We start from the raw sequence: 21295 nt of genomic DNA, 5'->3' as shown, positions 1-21295 counted from the left end.
TGGTGGGCCGCGTTCACCGCGGTCCACCAGGGTCGTCTCGTGCGGACGCTCGTGCCCCTCGGGGCCACCTCGCTCCTGATCTCGATCCTCCTCGCCGCCTTCCCGGCTCCGAGCGTGGCTGCCGACGGCGAAGCCCGGACCGCCGCACCGGGCGACGTCGTCATCAGCGAGATCACCCACGGCGGTCCCGGCGGTCCTGGCGGCGCGTTCTTCGAGCTGCACAACACCTCCGCGGCGTCCGTCTCACTGCGGGGCTGGTCGGTGTTCCGATGCGACGAGGACGGCCTCCGGGCCAAGGCGTCCAACCCCGAGACCCCTCTCGACCAGATCATCCTCGAATCCGGCGAGCGATTCGTCGTCGCTCAGATGACGGCCCACCTGGCCGAGCCTCCCGACGCGGTGTTCTCGCAGGCGATGTCGACGCGCGGACTCGGGCTCGTCCTCGTCGGTCCGGACGGCGAGGTCGCCGACGACGTCGCCGCATACCCGTCCGGAGGACGGGAGTCCGGACTCAGCGAGTGCGGTGACGTCGACGTGCCGGTCGCGCTCGCCTGGTCCCTCGGGGAGAGCTGGCAGCGCACCGCGGATGGCACGTGGATCCGAGGGCCCGCGACGCCCGGCGCGCCACCGAGCGGGGAGGGAACGCGGCGGGCGCCCGCCGTCGAGATCAGCGAGATCGCTGCCGCGGGGCCGGGCGGACACGGCGACGACGTCGTCGAGCTTCACAATGCCGGCGAGGCGCCGGTCGATGTCGGCGGATGGCGCCTTTACCGCTGCACGGCTCTCGGCGAGGCCTCGGGCGACACGCTCCAACATCTCTTCGCCCCCGGTCGGTCGATCGGCGCCGGGGAGCGGGTGCTGATCGCGGGCCCGGAGTACCCCGGCACCCCCGACATTCGCACGGATATCTCGCTCGCCGATCTCGTCTCTGGAGCCCTCCTGGTCGACGACGACGGCCGGCGGGTGGACGGTGTGACCGTGTCGGCGCAGCACGACACGGCCTGCCAGACCGGACCCGCGCGGCTCGACGGGATCCTAGATCATCGGTCCGGCCAGAGCTGGCAGAAGACCCCGACCGGCGACTGGCTCGTCGCCGGTCGCACGCCCGGCCTGCCGAACGCGACCGTCGATCTGCGGCAGGCAGAATCGCCCGCGCCGCCCGCTTCACCCGGAGTCGCCCTGAGCGAGGTCGCCACCGATCCCGCCCTCGCTGTGCCAGGCATTCGACGGCATGCCTTCGTCGAGCTCGGCAACTACGCCGACACCGCGCAGGACATCTCCGGGTGGAGGCTCATCGCGTGCACAGCGGACGGGTTCCGGGCCTTCGACGATCTGGCGACCGTTCCGGCCGGGACGATCCTCGCCCCCGGCGAGACGTGGGTCGCCGTCCTGGCGGGCACCGACGTCGCCGGGGACGCGACCTTCGACACCCCGTTCGCGCTCCACGGCGCGGGCGTGTGGGTGGAGGACGACCTGGGTCGCCGGGTGGACAGCGTGGGGATCTACCATCGCAACGAGATGGACGAGAGCGTCGAACGGGTGAGCCCGTGCACGAACGGGCTCGCCCTGGCCACGTTCGCGCCGGATCGACTTCGCGGGGAGACCTACCAGCGCACGGGGTTCACCGGCAGCGACATACAGGACTTCGTCGTCGGGGTCGCGACCCCCGGCGTCATCGACCGGCACCCGAGTGTGGAGCCGGCGTCGCTGGTCGAGGATGCCGTTCGTACCGGCCTTCACTCCGTGGCCGTTCCAGTTGCACTCGCGGAGTCCCGCTCAACCTGGCGCGAGGGCGGGTCGCGCCAGGGCGCGCCCGCCGAGGTCCGGTGGGCGTTCTCGGGGTCTTCGCCGGCGCCCCTCGCGACGGTCTCGGCCGACGGCGAGGTGCCCAGCGACGACCCGGACGCCCTCCACGGCCGCGACGACGGCTACGACCTGCCCTACGTGCGCTTCGGGCTCGCGCTCGACCCGGGCGGGGGAGAGGTGAGGTGGTCCGGACGTGTGGTCGGACGCAGCGCGGTCGCCCTGTCGGTGTGGCAGCCAGGTGATCGAGCCTGGCGGCTCCTGGACAAGGGGGTCGGCGACCGCACGGCCGCAGGCGCCGAGCCCGACGCGCCCGTGGTTCTCAGCGGCGTGGTGGACGCGGCGGAGGTGTCCGACGGAGCGGCGCAGATCCTCGTCCAGGTGGTCCCCCGGACCTCGACGATCCCCGCTGCGACCGGACTCGCCGATCCCCAGGACTACGACCTGGCGCTCTCGCACATCACCGACACCCAGTACCTGTCGGAGAGCTATCCGGAGGTGTACGCCGCCGAGATCGAATGGATCCTCGCCAACGCCGAGTCCCGCAAGATCGACTTCGCGATCCACACCGGCGATCTGATCCAGAGCTGGGTCGATCCCGATCAGCGCGAAGCACGCGCACGACACGAGTTCGAGATCGCCTCGCAGCTGCAGGCGGAGCTCGACGCGCAGGTCGCAAACAGCGTTCTGCCGGGCAATCACGACAATAAGCGCGGGCTGACCAACGATCTGTTCAACGAGTACTTCGGTCCCGACCGGTACGCCGACGCCGGCTGGTACGGCGGGTCGATCGCGCCCGGTGACAACCGGGCGAGCTGGTCGGCCTTCACCGCCGACGGCGCGAGATTCGTCGTGGTGAGCCTGCCCTACGCCTATGGCGAGCCCGAGGTCGCCTGGGCGGAGGACGTCGTCGCCGCGCATCCCGACGCGAACGTCGTGATCGCCACCCACGAGCACGTCACGCCCAAGGGCCACGGCGGACCGGCCGCCCGGTCGAATTCCTCGCGGTGGCTGTCTCACGCCGACATGCTGTGGGAGCGGGTGATCGCTCCGAACCGCAACGTCGTGCTCGTCCTGTCGGGTCACTTCCACGGGATCGGTGCGATCGTGACCGAGGATGCCGGGGGGATCCCCGGTCACACCGTGGTCGAGGCGGTCGCCGACTACCAGGAGTTCCGCACACCCACCGGGGAGCGCGCCACGGGTTTCCAGCGACTGCTCCAGATCGATCTCGCGGGAGGGATGCTGGCGGTGGACACGTTCTCCGTCACCCTCGACGCCTCGGCGAGTCATCCCTTCGATTACACCCAGTTCGTCCCGGACAACGGCACCGACGGCATCCACTCCAACGAGCGTCCGTGGAACGTGCTCGATCGCGGCCTGCAGAATCGCTATACCGCGGTCGACGACGAATTCGCCGTCCCACTGAGCCTCCAGTACCCCAAAGGCGTGCACACCGCGGCGGTCACGGTCGGCTGACCCCCGGGCCGATACCCTGGACCGGTGATGTCACGCGACGAGGATGCGTTCCGGTGGGAGGGCGACGACGACCCCGCCCCGGTCGACCCGCCCGCCGCGACCGCGGGCGCCGCGACCGCCCTGCCGCCGGGGTACCGCGCGGTCGGGAAGGGAAGCGACGGACTTCCCCCGGAGACTCCGCTGGAGACAGCACCGGATACGCCGGCGCGCGTGCCCGTGGACGACGAGCCCGCAGAGGACACCGCGCCCGGCGGAATGGGCAACGCGTCGCTCATCGCCCTCGGAATCCTCGGCGGGGTGTACCTGCTCTTCTCGATCGGGTGGCTGATCGGCGGACTCCGCGTCCACGGGATCGCCTCCTTCCTCGTCTCGGGCGACGGTGTCGCGCCGCCGGTGTGGACCACGGGCAACGCCGCCGCGGTCGGGCTCGCGGTCGCCGCTCCCGCGCTGTGGTTCACCGCGGTCTACACGCTCACGCGCCGCTCCGCGTCGTGGCTGCGCTGGGTGCTCCTGGCAGCCGGTGTCGTCCTGCTCATCCCCTGGCCGTTCATCGTCGTGGGAGCCTTCGGATCATGACCACCGCCTCCACCGCCACCCCCGCCCGACGGCGGCCCGTCTGGGTCACCGTCGCCGTCAGCGGTGCCTTCGGGCTGTTCTACGCCTACGTGGTCTGGAACGCCGTGACCCTCCTCGTCGCGCAGGCATCGGGTCCGCTCGGTCTGAACGCGCTCGGCTGGGCCGTGCTTGGGTTCACCATCGTCTTCCCGATCGTGGCCTTCGGGGTGGCATTCGCGGTGGGCTACCGACGACCGCTCGGCGAGTTCGCCCTCGTTCTGCTGGTCGGCCTGGCCGTCGTCGCCGTGCTGTGGGTCAACGTCCTGGCCTACGCCTACACGTACGGGGCCCAGCTTCTGGGGTGACGTCCTCCGACGTCATACGGTCGGAGGCCCCCGAGCCCGCGCGATAGGCTGACAGCTGCCCGCCCCCTGTGCGGCGGGACATCCCTCAGCCGCTCGTCGCCGCTCGCGCCCGCACCGAAGGTCTGCCCCTGTGTCGAAGCCCGTCGTCCTGATCGCCGAACAGCTCTCGCCCGCCACGATCGACGCCCTCGGGCCCGATTTCGACGTCCGCCACGTCGACGGCACCGATCGTCCCGCGCTCCTGGCCGCACTCGCCGACGCGCGCGCCGTGCTCGTCCGATCCGCCACGCGCATCGACGCCGAGGCGCTGGCCGCCGCTCCCGACCTCAAGGTGGTCGCCCGCGCGGGTGTCGGACTCGACAACGTCGACATCAAGGCCGCGACCGCGCGGGGAGTCATGGTCGTGAACGCGCCGACCTCCAATGTGATCTCCGCCGCCGAGTTGACCGTGGGTCACATCCTGAGTCTGGCCCGTCACATCCCCGCCGCACACGCGTCGCTCGCCGACGGACAGTGGAAGCGCAGCGCCTTCACCGGCGTGGAGCTGTTCGAGAAGACCGTCGGCATCTTCGGTCTGGGCCGCATCGGTGCGCTCGTCGCCGAACGCCTCCGCGCTTTCGGTGTGCGCGTCGTCGGTTACGACCCCTACGTCACGCCCGCGCGTGCGCAGCAGCTCGGGGTCGAACTGCTGCCGTTCGACGACGTGCTGCGCCAGAGCGACGCGATCACCGTCCACATGCCCAAGACCCCGGAGACCACGGGGATGATCGGTGCCGACCAGCTGGCGCTGATGAAGCCCTCTGCGTACGTGGTGAACGTCGCACGCGGCGGCCTCATCGACGAAGACGCCCTGTACACCGCCCTCACGAACGGCGTGATCGCCGGCGCAGGCCTGGATGTCTTCACCACCGAGCCGCCCGCGGCCGACTCGGTTGCCGCGCGCCTGGTGTCCTTGCCCGGCGTCGTCGGCACCCCGCATCTCGGGGCGAGCACCGAGGAGGCGCAGGAGAAGGCGGGCGTGTCGGTGGCGCGCTCGGTCAAGCTCGCTCTCGAGGGCGACCTCGTTCCCGACGCGGTCAACGTGGCCGGGGGAGTCATCGACCCGTTCGTTCGGCCCGGCATCGCGCTCGTCGAGCAGCTCGGCCAGTTCTTCACCGCCCTCGCGCACGGCGCTCTGACGAGCCTCGACATCGAGGTGCGCGGGGAGCTCGCCGCCTACGACGTCAGCGTGTATCGCCTTGCTGCCTTGAAGGGCATCTTCACGAACATCGTCAGCGAGAACGTCTCGTACGTCAACGCGCCGCTCTTCGCCGAACAGCGCGGCATCGAGGCCCGCCTCATCGTCGAGGCCGAGAGCCCTCTTTACCGGAACATCACGGTCCTGCGTGGCACCCTCTCCGACGGCACGGTGCTCACGGTGGCCGGGACACTGGCGGGCACGCGGATGGTTCCGAAGGTCGTGGGAATCAACGGGTACGACATCGAGGTCGCCATCGCACGGCACCACGTCGTCATGCGCTACGCCGACCGCCCCGGCATCGTGGCGATCTACGGCAAGTACCTCGGCGACGCCGACATCAACATCGAGGCCCTGCAGGTCGCACAGCCCGACAGCACGGGGCGCGCGCTGAGCGTGCTCACCGTCGACTCGCCGGTGCCCGACGAGATCCTCGACGAGATGAGACGCGCGACCGGAGCCGACCTCTTCCGGCAGATCGACATCACCGAGTCCTGACCGGAGCGGGTCAGGTGCCCGCGGCGCGCTCCACGAGCCCCACGAGGGCATCCAATGCGCTACCGCGCGGCGTCGGCCCGGGGACGTTCCCGCCGCCCAGGGCGTTGTTGAAGTAGAGACCGTCGCTGACGAGCATGACCAGGTCCAGCGCCGCGGCGTCACGGGTGTGCGGGCGCAGCACGTCGGCCCACTTCGCGCGAACGTCGCGCAGCGCCTCGCTGGCCGCGGCGTTCCCGCCCTGAGCGAGGCGCGCCACCGCGAGCAGAGCGCGATCCAGCGCGTCGTCGTTCATCACAGACGTGCGCAGGAAGTAGGCGATCGGCCCCTCCGGCGCTGCGGCGGTCGCCGCCACGTCGGCATCGACGAGTGCGTGGAGCCGCTCGAGCAGCGCCTGCTCGAGGCTCTCCTTCGAGGCGTAGTGATAGAGCAGTCCACCCTTGGAGACCCCTGCGGCCCGGGCGGTCGCGTCGAGGGTCGACCCCCGTTCGCCCTCATCGATGAGCAGCGCCTCGAACGCATCGAGGACCTTCTCGCGGGCGAGGGGCGGTCTGCTCATGGCCTCGATCGTATCGACGTGACGGAGTGGGTTCTGATACTATACCGACCGGACGGTATAGAAATGATGACACTCACACAGGAGATCGAACTCGCCGACGCCGCAGGCCGGCGGGTGGGATGGCGTGGCTGGGCGGCCCTGGTCGTCCTCATGCTCCCCGTGCTGTTGGTCTCGGTCGACAACACGGTGCTGAGCTTCGCGTTGCCCGCGATCTCCGCCGACCTCGCCCCCTCGAGCACGCAGCAGCTGTGGATCATCGACGCGTACCCCCTGGTCCTCGCGGGCCTGTTGGTCACGATGGGGACCCTCGGCGACCGATTCGGTCGGAGACGGATGCTGCTGCTCGGCGCGACCGGCTTCGCGACGGTGTCGGCCCTCGCCGCCTTCGCCCCGAGCGCGGAATGGCTGATCGCCGCCCGTGCCGGGATGGGCGTCTTCGGCGCGATGCTGATGCCGTCGACCCTCTCGCTGCTGCGCAGCATCTTCACCGATCGCGATCAGCGTCGCTTCGCGATCGCGGTGTGGGCCTCGATGTTCTCGGCGGGTTCTGCGCTGGGACCGATCGTCGGCGGCATCCTCCTCGAGCACTTCTCCTGGGGATCGGTGTTCCTCATGGCCGTGCCCGTCCTCATCCCGCTCCTGATCCTCGCTCCGCTCCTGGTCCCCGAGAGTCGGGATCCGAACCCGGGACGCATCGATCCCGTCAGCATCGCGCTCTCGTTGGCGACGATGGTCCCCGTCGTCTACGGCATCAAGGAACTCGCGGTGTACGGGGTGGCAGGGCCCGCCCCGTTGCTGATCCTGGCGGGGCTGGGATTCGGCGTCCTGTTCGTGCGCCGCCAGTTGCGGGTGCGCAACCCGATGCTGGATATGCGTCTGTTCCGCGTGGGAACCTTCAGCGGCGCGCTCGTGGTGAATCTCCTCAGTGTGGTGGGGCTCGTCGGCTTCCTCTTCTTCGTCGCGCAGCACCTTCAGCTCGTCCTCGGGCTCACACCACTGGAATCGGGCCTGGCGCTCGTTCCGGGGCTTGCCGCGATGATCGCGGCGGGATTGACGGTGGTGCCGATCGCCAAGCGGATCGCCCCCCGCATCGTCGTACCGGTGGCCCTGGCGTTCTCGGTGCTCGGATACCTCCTCATCGCCGCGGCGGGGGACGACACCGGTCCCGGGCTCCTCATCGGCGCGTTCGTCGCGCTCGGGATGGGCATCGGTGCGGCCGAGACCGTCTCCAACGAGCTGATCCTCGCCAGCGCGCCGCCCGCCAAGGCCGGCGCGGCCAGCGCGGTGTCCGAGACGGCGTACGAGCTCGGTGCCGTGTTGGGGACCACGGTGCTCGGGGGTCTTCTGACCGCGCTCTATCGATCCAACCTGGTACTTCCCGAGGACGTCCCGGCCGCAGTGGCCGCGGAGGCTCAGGAGACCCTCGCCGGGGCCGTGGAGGCGGCGGCAGATCTCGGAGGGGTCGCCGGGCAAGCCGTGCAGGCGGCAGCGGCGCAGGCGTTCTCCGCCGGGGTGAGCGTCACCGCGCTGATCGGGGCGGGACTGGTCGTCCTCGCCGCGGCCGTTGCGGCCACTACTCTGAAGGGATCCCGCGCCTCGTGACCGTCGTGTTCGTCGGACGAGGCGTCCGATGAACAGGAGTGCGATGTCGCGTGTGGTGAAGCTGGCCGTCATCCCCGGAGACGGAATCGGCCCGGAGGTCGTCGCCGAGGCCGAGAACGTGCTCGACGCCGTGACGGTGGGAGGTGGCGTCACCTTCGACAAGACCCGGTTCTCGCTCGGTGCCGGGCGCTACCTCGACACCGGTGACACCCTCACCGATGACGATCTCGCCGCGATCGCGGGGCACGACGCCATCCTGCTCGGCGCCGTCGGCGGAGTGCCGGGCGACCCGCGACTGAAGGACGCCAACATCGAGCGGGGCCTGCTGCTGAAGCTCCGCTTCGAGCTCGACCACTATGTGAACCTCCGGCCGTCCAAGACGTATCCCGGCTCGGTGACACCGCTGGCAGAACCCGGCGACATCGACTTCGTCGTGGTGCGCGAGGGCACCGAAGGCCCCTACGTCGGCAACGGCGGTGCGATTCGTCGGGGTACGCCTCAGGAGGTCGCCAATGAGACATCCGTCAACACCGCCTTCGGCGTGGAGCGCGTCGTCCGATATGCCTTCGACCTCGCCGAGCGCCGCTCGCGCCGGCTGACCTGGGTGCACAAGACCAACGTGCTCGTCCACGCCGGGGCGATCTGGCAGCGCATCGTGCGCGAGGTTGCGGCGGAGCATCCGGATGTCGCCGTAGACTACCTCCACGTCGACGCGGCCACCATCTTCCTGGTCACGAACCCCGGTCGTTTCGACGTCATCGTCACCGACAACCTCTTCGGCGACATCCTGACCGACCTGGCCGGCGCCGTCACCGGTGGCATCGGCCTCGCCGCCTCCGGGAACATCAACCCCGCGGGGGCGTTCCCGTCGATGTTCGAACCCGTCCATGGGTCGGCTCCCGACATCGCCGGGCAGCAGAAGGCCGATCCGACGGCGGCGATCCTCTCGGTCGCACTGATGCTGGACCACCTGGGTCTCGGCACTCAGGCCGATCGCGTCACCCTCGCGGTCGAGGAGGACATCGCCGCTCGCAGCGGCGCCCCGCGAACGACCTCGCAGATCGGCGACGACATCGTCGCACGCCTCCAGGCGTAACCTGGACACTTCCGCGCCACACACCTCAGGATGCTCGCATGACGCTCATCGACTCAGATCCCGATACCGGCCTCGCTCCTCTGCAGTTCGCCGTCACCAAGAATCTCGCGGCGAAGACACCGGCCGAGCGCGACGCGATCCTGGCCAACCCCGGCTTCGGCACCCACTTCACCGATCACATGGTCGACATCTGCTGGTCGGTGGGCGGCGGGTGGCACCGGCCCCGGGTGCAGCCGTACGGTCCGATCGCGATGGACCCCGCCGCCGCCGTCCTCCACTACGGCCAGGAGATCTTCGAGGGGATCAAGGCCTATCGGCACGCCGACGGTTCGATCCACACCTTCCGTCCCGACCAGAACGGCCGGCGCCTGCAGCGCTCGGCGCGGCGGCTCGCCCTCCCCGAGCTCCCGGTGAGCTACTTCATCCAGTCGCTGCGCGAGATCATCGCCGTGGACGGCGCATGGGTGCCCGGCGGTGCCGACCAGAGCCTGTACCTCCGGCCGTTCATGTTCGCCAAGGAGGCGTTCCTCGGCGTGCGGCCCGCCCACAAGGTCAACTACTACGTCATCGCCAGCCCCGCAGGCGCCTACTTCAAAGGCGGCGTGCAGCCGGTGTCGATCTGGCTGAGCGAGGACTACTCGCGAGCGGGCAAGGGCGGCACCGGTGCTGCCAAGACCGGGGGCAACTATGCCGCGAGTCTGCTGCCGCAATCCGAGGCCTACGAGAACGAGTGCGACCAGGTGGTGTTCCTCGACGAGCACCGCAACGTCGAGGAACTCGGCGGGATGAACATCATCTTCGTCTTCAAGGACGGGCGGATCGTCACCCCGCAGTCGGAGTCGATCCTCGAAGGGATCACGCGCGACTCGATCCTGCAGCTCGCCATCGACCGCGGTCACCACGTCGAGGGGCGCGCGGTCTCGATCGACGAATGGCGCGAGGGTGTCGCCTCCGGCGACATCGTCGAGGTCTTCGCGTGCGGCACCGCGGCCGTGGTCACACCGATCGGGGTGCTGAAGGGCAAGGGCTTCCTCGACGAGCAGCCCGTGGGCGAACTCGCGCTGTCGCTCCGCGAAGAACTCACCGACATCCAGTACGGGCGGCGCGAAGACCGCCACGGGTGGCTGCTGCGGCTCGACGGCTGACCGTCCGGCGGCGGGGGTGATCGCTAGGCTGAGCGGGTGAGAGTCGCCCGCTTCAGCCACAACGACACGATCAGCTACGGAATCGTCGACGACGGCGAACTCGTCGTCCTCGCCGGCGACCCGATGTTCGCCGGCTTCGACACGACCGGGGAGCGGGTGCCGCTCGGCGCGGTGACGCTGCTCGCGCCGGTCATTCCGCGCTCGAAGATCGTCTGCGTCGGTCGCAATTATCAGGATCACGCAGCCGAGCTCGGCAACGACGTGCCGGCCGAACCGCTGCTGTTCTTCAAGCCCAACACCGCCGTCATCGGCCCCGGTGATGCGATCGTGCTCCCGCCGCAGTCGGCGCGGGTGGACTTCGAAGGCGAGCTCGCGGCGGTGATCGGCCGGGTGACCAAGAACGTCCCCGCCGAGCGCGCCCTCGATCACGTGTTCGGCTACACGATCGGCAACGACGTCACGGCGCGCGACCTGCAGCGCAGCGACGGACAGTGGTCGCGTGCCAAGGGCTTCGACACGTTCTGTCCGCTCGGGCCGGCGATCGAGACCGAGTTCGACCCGACGGCGCCGGCACGTCTGACGACGCGGCGCAACGGCGAAACGGTGCAGAGCGCGCCGTTGACCGACATGATCTTCTCCGTCGCCGACATCATCGCCTACGCCTCGGCGGCGTTCACGCTGCTTCCCGGCGATGTGGTGCTGACGGGAACCCCGGCGGGGGTGGGACCGATCGCCGCCGGCGACACGGTCGACGTCGAGATCGAGGGGCTCGGAACCCTCCGAAACACCGCGCGCGCCGCCGGCGAGGGGTGATGACCGGGAGTCCGGATGCCGCGGGCTCATCGCGCTCACGACCGGTGACCGGGTTCGGCGACGATCTCGCAGCGGCGGCGGTCATCCAGCGCCGGACGGTGCGGGTGCTCTCGGCCGGGCAGGTCCTCGGCGGCATCGCCTTCGGCGCGACGATCTCGCTCGGCGCGATCCTCGCCGGCGAGGTCTCGGGCGAGGAGTCGCTGTCAGGCCTCGCCGCCGCGGCCGTCACACTCGGCACGGCCTTCACCGCCGTGCCTCTCGCCGCGCTCGCGAGACGACGCGGGCGCCGGCTGTCACTGGCCTCGGGGATGGCGATCGCGCTCGTCGGCGTGGCCGGCGTGATCACCGCCGTCGCAGCGACATCGTTCCCCCTCCTGCTCGTCGCCTTCCTGCTGGTCGGTGCGGGACAGGCGGCGAACCTGCAGTCTCGCTTCGCCGCCGCCGACCTCGCCACCGACGCCACGCGCGGCCGCGATCTGTCGATCGTGGTCTGGGCGACGACGATCGGCGCGGTGCTCGGCCCGAATCTCACCGGGCCCGGCGAGGCCGTCGGTGACCTCCTCGGCCTTCCCGCCCTGACCGGGCCCTATGTCTTCACCGTTCTCGGACAGTCGCTCGCGATCGTCCTGTACCTGACGGCGCTCCGGCCCGACCCGCTCCTCACGGCGCAGCAGCTGGTGATCAGCCGAGAGGCAGCGGGCGGGTCGGCCATCGCGCCGCGAGCCGACCGACCCTGGCCCGCGCGATACGCCATCTTCGCCATCGCCGCGGCGCACGGGGTGATGGTGTCCGTCATGGCGATGACGCCCGTCCACCTGCTGCACCAGGGTGCGACGTTGACGGTGATCGGCTTCACCATCAGTCTCCACATCGCCGGCATGTACGCCGTCGCGCCCGTGTTCGGTCTGCTCGCCGACCGTATCGGGCGCATCCCGACCATCCTCGTCGGTCAGGCCGTCCTCGCCGCGGCGCTCGTCACGGCCTCCTTCGGACAGGACTCGACTCTCTGGGTGACGGTCGGACTCATCCTCCTCGGCCTCGGATGGAGCGCGTCGACGGTCGCGGGGTCGGCGCTTCTCACCGAGGCGTCGTCGGAGGCGCACCGCACCAGGCGCCAGGGCACGAGCGACTTCCTGATGAGCCTCGTGGGGGCGGCCGGAGCGATCCTCGCGGGTCTGGTGCTCGGGTGTATCGGGTACGGCGGACTGGCGGTGGCGGTGTCGATCGCTGTGATCGCGACCTCGGCGCTCGCCCCCCTCGCGCTTCGCGGAGGGGCGCGGGCGGACGCCTAAACTGGCAAGGATGCCTGCTACGCCCGATCCCCGCACCACGACCGCCACCGGTTCCGACGTCCGCGTCCGGTTCTGCCCCTCGCCGACAGGTCTGCCGCACGTCGGACTCGTGCGCACCGCCCTGTTCAACTGGGCCTACGCACGACACCACGGCGGCACCATGGTGTTCCGCATCGAGGACACCGACGCGGCACGCGACAGCGAGGAGAGCTACCTGCAGCTCCTCGAGGCGCTCCAGTGGCTGCGGATCGACTGGGACGAAGGCGTCGAGGTGGGCGGTCCCCACGCACCGTACCGTCAGTCGCAGCGGCACGAGATCTACCGCGGCGTCCTGGAGAAGCTCATCGCCTCCGGCGCGGTGTACGAGAGCTTCTCCACCGCCGAAGAGATCGACGCTCGCAACGAAGCATCCGGCCGCGCCAAGCAGCTCGGCTACGACAACTTCGACCGCGACCTCACCGAGGAGCAGAAAGCCGCCTATCGCGCCGAGGGGCGCGAGCCGGCATGGCGCCTGCGAGTGCCGGACGAGGACCTCACCTACGTCGATCTCATCCGGGGTGAGGTGACCTTCCCCGCGGGGTCGTTCCCCGACTTCGTCATCGTGCGTGCCGGCGGCGTTCCGCTCTACACCTTCGTCAACCCCGTCGACGATGCGCTCATGGGAATCACCCATGTGCTTCGCGGCGAAGACCTCATGCCGTCCACCGCCCGCCAGCTCGCCCTGTACCGCGCGCTCATTGATGCGGGGGTGACCACCTTCATCCCGCGGTTCGGCCACATGCCGCTCGTGCTGGGCGACGGGACCAAGAAGCTCTCCAAGCGCGATCCCCGCGCCGACCTCTTCCACCAGCGCGAGAAGGGCTTCATCCCCGAGGGGCTTCTGAACTACCTCGCCCTCCTGGGCTGGTCGATCGCCCCCGACCGTGACGTGTTCAGCCTGGACGAGCTGGTCGCGGCCTTCGACATCGCCGACGTCAATCCCAACCCCGCCCGCTTCGATCAGAAGAAGGCCGAATCGATCAACGGCGATCACATCAGGATGCTCGAACCCGGCGACTTCGCCGCTCGCATCGTCCCCTACCTCGCCGCTGCGGGCGTCATCGCCGACCCGCCGTCGGATGAACAGGCGGCACTGCTGTGGGAGGCCGCTCCTCTGGTGCAGGAGCGGCTGCAGCTGCTCGGCGACGTGCCGGGGATGCTCGGCTTCCTCTTCGTCGACGAGCCGGACTACGACGCCGACGCGCTGGCCGGTCTGCCCACGAATGCCACCGAGGTGCTCGTCGCGAGTGTCGGAGCCCTCGAGCTCGTTCCCGCGGGGGAGTGGACCGCCGCGGCCGTGCAGGACGCCCTCGCGCGCGCCCTCGTCGACGAGCTCGGGCTGAAACCCCGGGTGGCCTACGGTCCGCCCCGCGTCGCGATCACCGGGCGTCGAGTCTCCCCGCCGCTGTTCGAATCGATGGAGCTCCTCGGGAAGGCCGAATCGGTGCGGCGGCTGGGCCGGCTGGTCGCCCACCTCGGGCGATGAACCGCGGCATCCGCTCTCGGTTTGGCGACCAGTCCGAGGTCTACTAGACTCGACCCTCGGCACGGCTTCGGCTGGGGCCATTGGGGTATGGTGTAATTGGCAACACGGCTGATTCTGGTTCAGTTGTTCTTGGTTCGAGTCCAGGTACCCCAGCAAGACGAGAAACCCCCGATCATTCGGGGGTTTTCGTCGTTCAGGGCCATCGGCGCAGCTCCGCGAGGCTCTCTCGGGCGAGCGCCGCGTAGGCGGGCAGATCGTCACTCTGCCCGAGGAGGATCGCCGTGAACGCCGCCGCCCAGGCGCGGGCGCGGATCCAATCGTCGGCGGCGAAGACATCCTCGGTGTTCCGGATGAAGGCGCGGCGCCCGTCAGCATCGAAGCAGAGCCAGGCGGCGGCGAGATCGTAGGCGGGGTCGCCGGGGGCGACGTCGATGAAGTCGATCACCGCGACCAGTCGAGGTCCGCGCGCGATGAGGTTCCCCGGGTGGAGGTCGCCGTGGATGAGTGCGGGCGCACCGCGCCATCCGTCGGCCGCGAGGCCCTCGTCCCACAGTCTCGCCAGCAGGCCGATGTCGCGGGCGCCCACCGTCGACGTCTCGCGGAGGGCGGAGAGATGACGTGCGACGCTCTCGGCCCGCGTGGAAAGCGCGCCCCCGCGGGCGGGATTGGCGGGGAGATCGCCCGGGGCGGTGCGATGAATCGCGCGAAGTGCGTGAGCCAGTGGTGCCGCCCACGCCCGGCGATCCTCCCGGGCGACGTCCAGTCCGGTACTGCCCTCGTGCCAGGTGACCACCGACCACGGATAGGGGAAGGTCTCGTCCGGCCGCCCCGCGAACACCACGTCCGGTGCGCCGACGTCGGCGGCCGCGAGATTCTCGGACAGCGACCGCATGACCGCCTGCTCATGCGCGACGCCGGCCGCGGCGGCGGCACGACGGGGCAGACGCACCGCGAGCTTCTCACCCAGCCGCCAGGTCTCGCAGTCCCAGCCTCTCGCGGCCGGCTGGGCTGAGAGCGTCTCGGACCCGACGTCGGGAACAGAGCGGCGGATCAGCCCCGCCACGAGCGCCGAGGTGATCTGGACGTCGGCAGGCGGCATCCCCGGCATCGGCGGCATTGTCCGAACGACGTCAGACGTCGATCGAGTCCCCGGGCTCGAGTTCGAAGAACTCGCCGCCGTTCTGCTCGGTCGCCCAGCGAAGCCGCCCACGGTGCATGTCGCGCCCGAGGATCGACAGCGTCATGTCATGGGTTCCGAAAGCCTGTCGGGGCTTCACCGCGAGCACGAAGTCGATCGCCTCGCCGATCTTCAGCCAGGGGGCACCCAGGGGCGCGGCCAGCAGCTGCACCTCCACACCCCCGGGAACGGTGTAGGAGTCGCCGGGGTAGTAGAAGACGTCGTTCACGAGGACCCCGACGTTGTCGACGACCGGGAGGGAGGAGTGGATGACCGCGTGCTGGCCGCCGAAGAACCGGAGGCGGAACGGCCCGAGCTCCAGGGTGTCGCCGGGGTTCACCACGATCACATCGAAGCCCGCCGCGGCCGCGGCGACGCCCGGCGGACCGTAGACGGGGGTACCCGGCGACATCTTCAGGATGCGGTCGAGATGATCGGCCGTCCAGTGATCGGGGTGCTCGTGCGTCAGCACGATCCCCGCGACCTCGCGGAGGTCGTAGAGGGGGTCGGTGAAGGTGCCGGGATCGATCACCAGCGTCGAGCCGGAGTCTTCGAGGGTGAGCGCCGCGTGTTCGTGCTTGGTGACTCGCATGACCCGAGTCAACCCGTGCGGGGCGGCGTCGGCAAGCGACGTCCGCCGGCGCCGGCCCGATTTGTTCGCGGCGCCGAGGCCATGGCATAATCGAACGGTTGCCTGACGGCCCCATCGTATAGCGGCCTAGTACGCCGCCCTCTCACGGCGGTAACGCGGGTTCGAATCCCGCTGGGGTCACCAACAGCACGAAAGCCTCCGGTTCGCCGGGGGCTTTCGTGCGTTTCAGGCGATGTATCAGCCGTCGCCGTCGCCGGGGCCGTCCTCGGCCTCCTCGCGTTCGCGTTCTGCTTCCTTCTCGGCCTCCTTGCGTGCCTTCTCTGCCTCCTTCTCTGCCTCTCGCTGGGCCTTCTCGGCGTCGCGCTGCGTCTGCTCGTCGGCCGGCGGGGCGGGATCGGCGGGCTGTTCGAAGGCCGGGTCCACCCCGGGGTCGGAGGTCGTCGTCGCCGGCACGGGGCTCTCGCTCGGGTCATTCGCCGCCGGTCCGGGCACGGCGGTGCCGGCGCTGACGGCGGCCCACGTGCCCAGTCCCAGGACCAGTGCCGCTCCGGCCGCGACGGCCCCCCAGGCGACCGGGGCACGGCGACGTCGGGTGGGGGCGGCTGCGCCGGTCGGATGAGCAGGAGCGAGGACGGCCGTCGGCTCCTCACCGCGCCCGGGTGCCGCCGGGAGCACGGCGGTCGCCATCTCGACCGGTGTGCTGCCGGTGAGGTCGGCCGTCGCCACGGCGACCTCCAGCGCCGCCGGCCTGCGGGCGGGATCGAGGTCCGTCATGCGCTCCAGGAGCGCCCGCCATCCCGGCCCGACATCAGCAGGGATGCGAGGCGGCGCACCCAATCGGGCGAGTGCCGCCTCGGCGGCGGACGCGGCAGGGAACGCCCGCGTGCCGGTCAGCGCTTCGAGCAGCACCAATCCGAGCGCGTAGATGTCGGCTGGCGGGGCGGGGGCGGCACCGCGCACCTGCTCGGGGGCCAGGTAGGACGCGGTGCCGATCACGGTGCCGGGTGTGGTGATCCGCGCGCTGTCGAGCAGGTAGGCGATGCCGAAGTCCGCGAGCTTGGCGCGGAACAGGCGATGGGGCAGGGGAGACGGCGTGACCAGGATGTTGGCCGGTTTGAGGTCGCGGTGCACGACACCGGCTGCGTGGACCACGTGCAGGGCCTCGGCGAGTTCGGCGGCGAGTGCCGCCACTTCGGTCGGAGGCAGTGGGCCGGCGGACAATGCTCGGGCGAGCGTCTGCCCCTCCACGAACTCCATGACGAGGTACTCGGGCTTTCCCGGTTCCAGGCTCGCGTCCAGAAGCATCACCAGGCCCGGATGGCTCAGGGCGGCCAGAGCCGCGACTTCGGCCCGTGCCCGCTCGGGCGAAGCCGATCCCTCCACGCCTGGGCGCAGGACTTTGACGGCCACCGAGCGCCCGAGGAGCACGTCTTCTGCGCGGTACACCCGCGCCATCCCACCCTCGCCGACGAGGTCTCCCAGACGATAGCGGCCATCGAGGAGCGGATCGGGTGAGGACGGGGTGGGGGACACGGCGGTTCCTTCGTGGGGGGTCTGCCGACGGTGGTCTTCACGACCCTACTCGGGCGTCGTCGTCGGGCTCCGGTGGGGCTCGGACGCGCGATGTTGGTTTTGTCTAGATTTATGTTGTTTCGTGTTGGTTACTGTTGTACTCTGTGGGAAACCTTGAGGAAGAGGATGCATGTACGCGACGGAGCGACAGGACGCGATCGAGCGGGAACTGCTGACGGCTGGTCGTGTTTCCGTCGTCGACCTCGCCCGTGACTTCGGGGTGACCACGGAAACCGTGCGACGCGACCTCGATGCGCTGGAGCGCGCGGGTGCGCTGCGTCGGGTTCATGGCGGCGCGGTCGCCGCGTCACGCGGCGGAACCAGTGAGATCGCCGTCGCCGACCGCGGCGCGGTGCGCGGAGACGAGAAGGCGCGCATCGCCGTTCGGGCAGCCGAAGCACTGGCCGGCCTCGGCGGATCCATCTTCATCGACGCCGGAACGACGACCGCGGCCTTCGCACGGGAATTCGCCGCCCGCACCCCCGTCGACGGTGCCGCACGGCTCGAGCTGGTCACCCACGCCGTTCCCATCGCCTTCGACCTCGGAGCCCGTGCCGATCTGACCCTGACCCTCATCGGCGGGAGGGTGCGGGGTCTGACGGCGGCCGCCGTCGGCTCGGCGGCGGTGGAGGCCATCTCTCAGCTCCGCCCCGACGTCGCGGTCATCGGCACGAACGGGATCTCGGCCGCCTTCGGACTCAGCACGCCCGACCCCGAGGAGGCGGCGGTCAAGCGGGCCGTCGTGAGCGCTGCGCGACGAGTCATCGTCCTCGCCGACACCAGCAAGGTGGGGGAGGAGTACCTGGTGCGGTTCGCGGGGCTCGAGGACATCGACGTCCTCGTCACCGAGACCACGCCCCCCGCAGAACTCGGCGATGCGCTCAAGAGCGCCGACGTGGAGGTGTGGACCGCATGATCGTCACGCTCACGGCGAACCCGTCGTTGGATCGCACCGTTGCGCTGGATTCCGTCCTGCGGCCCGGTGAGGTGCAGCAGGCTGTGTCCGTCCGCGAGGATGCCGGGGGCAAGGGGGTCAACGTCTCGCGCGCGATCGTCGCCGCGGGAGTGCCCACACTCGCGCTTGTGCCTCTGAATCCGCACGACCCCTACGCCGATCTGCTCCGTGAGACGGGAGTGCCCACCCGTTCGACCGCAGTGGCCGGTCGCGTCCGAGCCAACATCGCACTGACCGATCCCGCGGGGACGACGACCAAGATCAATCTGCCGGGGGCTCGTCTGACGATCGCCGACCGCCGCGCGGCCATCGCCGACACCGTCGCGGCCAGCCGAGGTGCCCGCTGGCTGGTCTTGGCAGGTTCCGTGCCGCCGGGTGTCGGCGACGACTTCTACGCGGATGTCATCGACGCCGTCCGCGAGGCTCCCGACGCGCCCCTCATCGCGGTCGACACCTCAGGCGCAGCGCTCGCTGTCGTGGTCGAGCGGAGTCGCCCCGATCTCATCAAGCCCAACGACGCGGAACTCGCGCAGCTGGCCGGTCTCGGCGGCGCACTCGGAGGTTCGGGTCCCGACGTCGCCGACCTCGTCGCCGAGGTCGTCCGCGTCGGGGCCGGCCTCGTTCCCGGCTCGGTGGGTTCGGCGCTGGTGACGCTGGGATCCCTGGGCGCCGTGCTGCTGGCCGAGGGTGGCGCGTGGTTCGCCGCACCCCCGTCGATCCGGGCGGTGAGCACCGTCGGTGCGGGGGACAGCTCCCTCGCCGGATACGTGCTCGCGGCGGTCGCCGGCGCGGGCCCCGCCGAACGGCTCGAGCGCGCGGTCCGCTACGGCTCCGCCGCGGCATCGCTTCCCGGCACCCAGATCCCCACTCCCGCCGATCTCCCCACCGGGGAGGTTCGAGCCGTCGCGCTCGTCGCCGAGCGCACCACCCCTGCGGGCATCGCCCCGTGAGCAGACCAGAGGAGGTCTCGAAGATGTCTTCACCGGCGTCGCACACCATCACCCCCGGCCTTGTGAGCCTGGATGTCGGACTCGGGTCCGACAAGTCCGCAGTGATCCGCGCCCTCGCCGACCGTGTGGTCGCAGAGGGCCGCGCGACCGACGCGGAGGCCCTGTTCTCGGACGCGTGGGCTCGCGAGCAGAAGGACGAGACTGGCCTTCCCGGCGGCATCGCGATCCCACACGCCAAGAGCGCCGCCGTCACCCGCCCGTCGCTGGCCTTCGCCCGGCTGGTGCCGGGGGTCGACTTCGGTGCCGATGACGGACCCGCCGATCTGGTGTTCCTCATCGCCGCGCCCGCCGACGCCGCCGAGGACCACCTCGCCGTGCTGTCCAAGCTCGCGCGAAGCCTCATGGACGACGACTTCACCGCGGGTCTGCGCGCGGCGAAAAGCGACGACGAGGTCGTGGCGATCGTCCGAGAGGCGATCGGCGAAACGGGCGCGACCTCGATCTCCGCACCCACGGGACCTGCACAGCCCGCCGCTGCCGACGACGCTCGTCCGCGCATCGTCGCCGTCACGGCCTGCGCGACGGGAATCGCCCACACCTTCATGGCCGCGGACGCCCTGACGGCAGCGGGGGACAAGGCCGGGGTCGACCTCGTCGTGGAACCCCAGGGCTCCAGCGGCTATCGGCCGCTTCCAGCCGAGATCATCCGCGATGCCGACGCCGTCATCTTCGCCGTCGACGTCGACGTCCGCGAGCCTCAGCGTTTCGCAGGCAAGCCCGTCGTGCGCACCAGCGTCAAGCGCGGCATCGAGCAGCCGGAGAAGCTCATCGCCGACGCGGTCGCCGCGGCATCCGATCCGCGCGCCGAGAGGGTCGGTGGTGCAGCAACGGCGGCTGCGGCGAACTCCACGGCTGTCCAGGAATCGGTCGGCGCCCGCATCAAGCGCTGGCTCCTCACCGGCGTGAGCTACATGATTCCCTTCGTCGCGGGCGGCGGTCTGCTGATCGCGCTGGGATTCCTCCTCGGTGGGTACCAGGTGACCGACGATGCGGCGAACGTCATCGTGCAGAACTCGCTGTGGGATCTGCCCGCCGGCGGTCTCGGTCAGTACCTCGGCTCGGTCGCCTTCATGATCGGCGCGACCTCGATGGGCTTCCTCGTTCCGGTGCTGGCCGGGTTCATCGCCTTCGCGATCGCCGATCGGCCGGGCATCGCTCCCGGCTTCGTGGCGGGCGCGGTCGCCGTCCTGATGAGCGCGGGGTTCATCGGCGGGCTCATCGGCGGATTGCTGGCCGGATTCATCGCCTGGTGGCTCGGGCGTCTGCCGGCCCCTCGCTGGCTGCGCGGGCTCATGCCGGTGGTCATCATCCCGCTCGTCGGGTCGGTCGTCGCCTCCGGCCTCATGATCCTCTTCCTCGGTCGGCCCATCGCGCAGCTGATGACCTGGCTGACCGACTGGCTCAACAGCCTGAACGGCGCGTCGGCGGTCATCCTGGGGGTCATCCTCGGTCTGATGATGTGCTTCGACCTCGGAGGGCCCGTCAACAAGGTCGCCTACACCTTCGCCACCACCGGACTCGCAGCCGCGACGGCGTCACAGCCGTTCTCCTCGCCCTACCTCATCATGGCGGCCGTGATGGCGGCCGGGATGGTGCCGCCGCTGGCGATGGCCCTCGCATCGACGGTGCTGGCGCGCAATCTCTTCACCCCCGTCGAACGCGAGAACGGCAAGGCGGCCTGGCTGCTGGGCGCCGCGTTCATCTCCGAGGGGGCGATCCCCTTCGCCGCAGCGGACCTCTTCCGCGTCATCCCGGCGTCGATGCTGGGCGGTGCGGTGACCGGCGGCCTGAGCATGGCGATCGGGGTGTCTTCGCTCGCGCCGCACGGTGGCATCTTCGTCTTCTTCGCGATCCAGCCCATCTGGGGCTTCCTCGTCTCGATCCTCGCGGGCGTCCTGGTGTCGGCTTTCGCCGTCATCGCGCTGAAGCGGTGGGTGCACAAGCGGGAGGCGACGGTCGTCGCTCCCGTGAGCACGGCGGTCCCCGTCGCAGCCTGACAGCTCCGGCCGCGGCCCCTGGCCGG

The 21295-nt window shown here is 70.4% G+C and carries 17 protein-coding genes and 2 tRNA genes; 15 read left to right on the top strand and 4 right to left on the bottom strand.

All coding sequences use genetic code 11. From position 1 onward, the window contains the following. Positions 1–39: 39 nt before the first annotated feature. The 4 genes from V6S02_RS07720 to serA all read left to right on the top strand — a co-directional run bounded on the left by V6S02_RS07720 (position 40) and on the right by serA (position 5937). Positions 40–3282, top strand: coding sequence for a lamin tail domain-containing protein (locus V6S02_RS07720; protein WP_336400410.1), 3243 nt, complete (start codon positions 40–42; stop codon positions 3280–3282). Positions 3283–3309: 27 nt separating this feature from the next. Next, positions 3310–3858: a DNA polymerase III subunit gamma/tau gene (locus tag V6S02_RS07715; protein ID WP_336400799.1), complete on the top strand. Its 549-nt coding sequence runs from the start codon at positions 3310–3312 to the stop codon at positions 3856–3858. Further along, positions 3855–4202: a bacitracin resistance protein gene (locus V6S02_RS07710; protein ID WP_124293461.1), complete on the top strand. Its 348-nt coding sequence runs from the start codon at positions 3855–3857 to the stop codon at positions 4200–4202. Before V6S02_RS07715 ends, V6S02_RS07710 begins: the two co-directional genes overlap by 4 nt. A gap of 130 nt (positions 4203–4332) precedes the next feature. Further along, entirely contained in the window at positions 4333–5937 is a 1605-nt protein-coding gene (gene serA, locus V6S02_RS07705) for a phosphoglycerate dehydrogenase (protein ID WP_336400409.1), read from the top strand. A gap of 10 nt (positions 5938–5947) precedes the next feature. Here the strand turns inward: serA and V6S02_RS07700 are convergent, their stop codons facing one another. Then, positions 5948–6493 (bottom strand): TetR/AcrR family transcriptional regulator, encoded by a 546-nt coding sequence (locus V6S02_RS07700; RefSeq protein ID WP_336400408.1) that lies wholly within the window; start codon positions 6491–6493, stop codon positions 5948–5950. Between the two features lie 66 nt (positions 6494–6559). On the opposite strand from V6S02_RS07700, the gene V6S02_RS07695 reads away from it, so the two are divergent. The 7 genes from V6S02_RS07695 to V6S02_RS07665 all read left to right on the top strand — a co-directional run bounded on the left by V6S02_RS07695 (position 6560) and on the right by V6S02_RS07665 (position 14119). Continuing rightward, the gene (locus V6S02_RS07695) at positions 6560–8095 is read left to right on the top strand and encodes an MFS transporter (RefSeq protein WP_442927919.1); all 1536 of its coding nucleotides are present in this window, start codon (positions 6560–6562) and stop codon (positions 8093–8095) included. Between the two features lie 43 nt (positions 8096–8138). Continuing rightward, positions 8139–9191: a 3-isopropylmalate dehydrogenase gene (locus V6S02_RS07690; protein ID WP_336400798.1), complete on the top strand. Its 1053-nt coding sequence runs from the start codon at positions 8139–8141 to the stop codon at positions 9189–9191. A 38-nt stretch (positions 9192–9229) separates the two neighbouring features. Then, positions 9230–10336: a branched-chain amino acid aminotransferase gene (locus V6S02_RS07685; RefSeq protein ID WP_336400406.1), complete on the top strand. Its 1107-nt coding sequence runs from the start codon at positions 9230–9232 to the stop codon at positions 10334–10336. Between the two features lie 36 nt (positions 10337–10372). Next, on the top strand, positions 10373–11149 hold the full coding sequence (locus V6S02_RS07680) for a fumarylacetoacetate hydrolase family protein (protein WP_336400405.1): 777 nt from the start codon (positions 10373–10375) through the stop codon (positions 11147–11149). Then, positions 11149–12441: an MFS transporter gene (locus tag V6S02_RS07675; RefSeq protein ID WP_336400404.1), complete on the top strand. Its 1293-nt coding sequence runs from the start codon at positions 11149–11151 to the stop codon at positions 12439–12441. The genes V6S02_RS07680 and V6S02_RS07675 overlap by 1 nt, the downstream gene beginning before the upstream one ends. 10 nt (positions 12442–12451) lie before the next feature. Continuing rightward, positions 12452–13966: a glutamate--tRNA ligase gene (gltX, locus tag V6S02_RS07670; protein WP_336400403.1), complete on the top strand. Its 1515-nt coding sequence runs from the start codon at positions 12452–12454 to the stop codon at positions 13964–13966. Between the two features lie 81 nt (positions 13967–14047). Continuing rightward, a tRNA-Gln gene (locus V6S02_RS07665) sits at positions 14048–14119 on the top strand. 40 nt (positions 14120–14159) lie between these two features. On the opposite strand, the gene V6S02_RS07660 is transcribed toward V6S02_RS07665, so the two are convergent. Both V6S02_RS07660 and V6S02_RS07655 read right to left on the bottom strand, forming a co-directional pair. Continuing rightward, positions 14160–15074, bottom strand: coding sequence for a phosphotransferase (locus V6S02_RS07660; protein ID WP_164478180.1), 915 nt, complete (start codon positions 15072–15074; stop codon positions 14160–14162). Between the two features lie 22 nt (positions 15075–15096). Then, on the bottom strand, positions 15097–15735 hold the full coding sequence (locus V6S02_RS07655; RefSeq protein WP_336400402.1) for an MBL fold metallo-hydrolase: 639 nt from the start codon (positions 15733–15735) through the stop codon (positions 15097–15099). Positions 15736–15842: 107 nt separating this feature from the next. On the opposite strand from V6S02_RS07655, the gene V6S02_RS07650 reads away from it, so the two are divergent. Next, positions 15843–15918 (top strand) — tRNA-Glu (locus V6S02_RS07650). Between the two features lie 54 nt (positions 15919–15972). Here the strand turns inward: V6S02_RS07650 and V6S02_RS07645 are convergent. After that, a complete protein-coding gene (locus V6S02_RS07645; RefSeq protein WP_336400401.1) occupies positions 15973–17268 on the bottom strand; it encodes a serine/threonine-protein kinase in 1296 nt (431 codons plus the stop codon). Between the two features lie 169 nt (positions 17269–17437). Between V6S02_RS07645 and V6S02_RS07640 the strand changes: the two genes are divergently transcribed. The 3 genes from V6S02_RS07640 to V6S02_RS07630 are packed head-to-tail and all read left to right on the top strand — an operon-like array spanning position 17438 to position 21269. Then, positions 17438–18223 carry a DeoR/GlpR family DNA-binding transcription regulator gene (locus V6S02_RS07640; protein WP_336400400.1) on the top strand — a complete coding sequence of 262 codons (786 nt, stop codon included), beginning with the start codon at positions 17438–17440 and terminating at the stop codon, positions 18221–18223. Beyond that, positions 18220–19212: a 1-phosphofructokinase family hexose kinase gene (locus V6S02_RS07635; protein WP_336400399.1), complete on the top strand. Its 993-nt coding sequence runs from the start codon at positions 18220–18222 to the stop codon at positions 19210–19212. Before V6S02_RS07640 ends, V6S02_RS07635 begins: the two co-directional genes overlap by 4 nt. A gap of 23 nt (positions 19213–19235) precedes the next feature. Next, positions 19236–21269, top strand: a complete 2034-nt coding sequence (locus V6S02_RS07630) for a PTS fructose transporter subunit IIABC (RefSeq protein WP_336400398.1) — start codon at positions 19236–19238, stop codon at positions 21267–21269. Positions 21270–21295: the final 26 nt, after the last annotated feature.

The sequence above is a fragment of the Microbacterium sp. CCNWLW134 genome (assembly GCF_037083565.1).
In the GTDB taxonomy this organism is placed as follows: Bacteria; Actinomycetota; Actinomycetes; order Actinomycetales; family Microbacteriaceae; genus Microbacterium.
The sequence above is the reverse complement of the archived record's forward strand: the minus strand, read 5'-3'. Positions and strand labels throughout refer to the sequence as shown.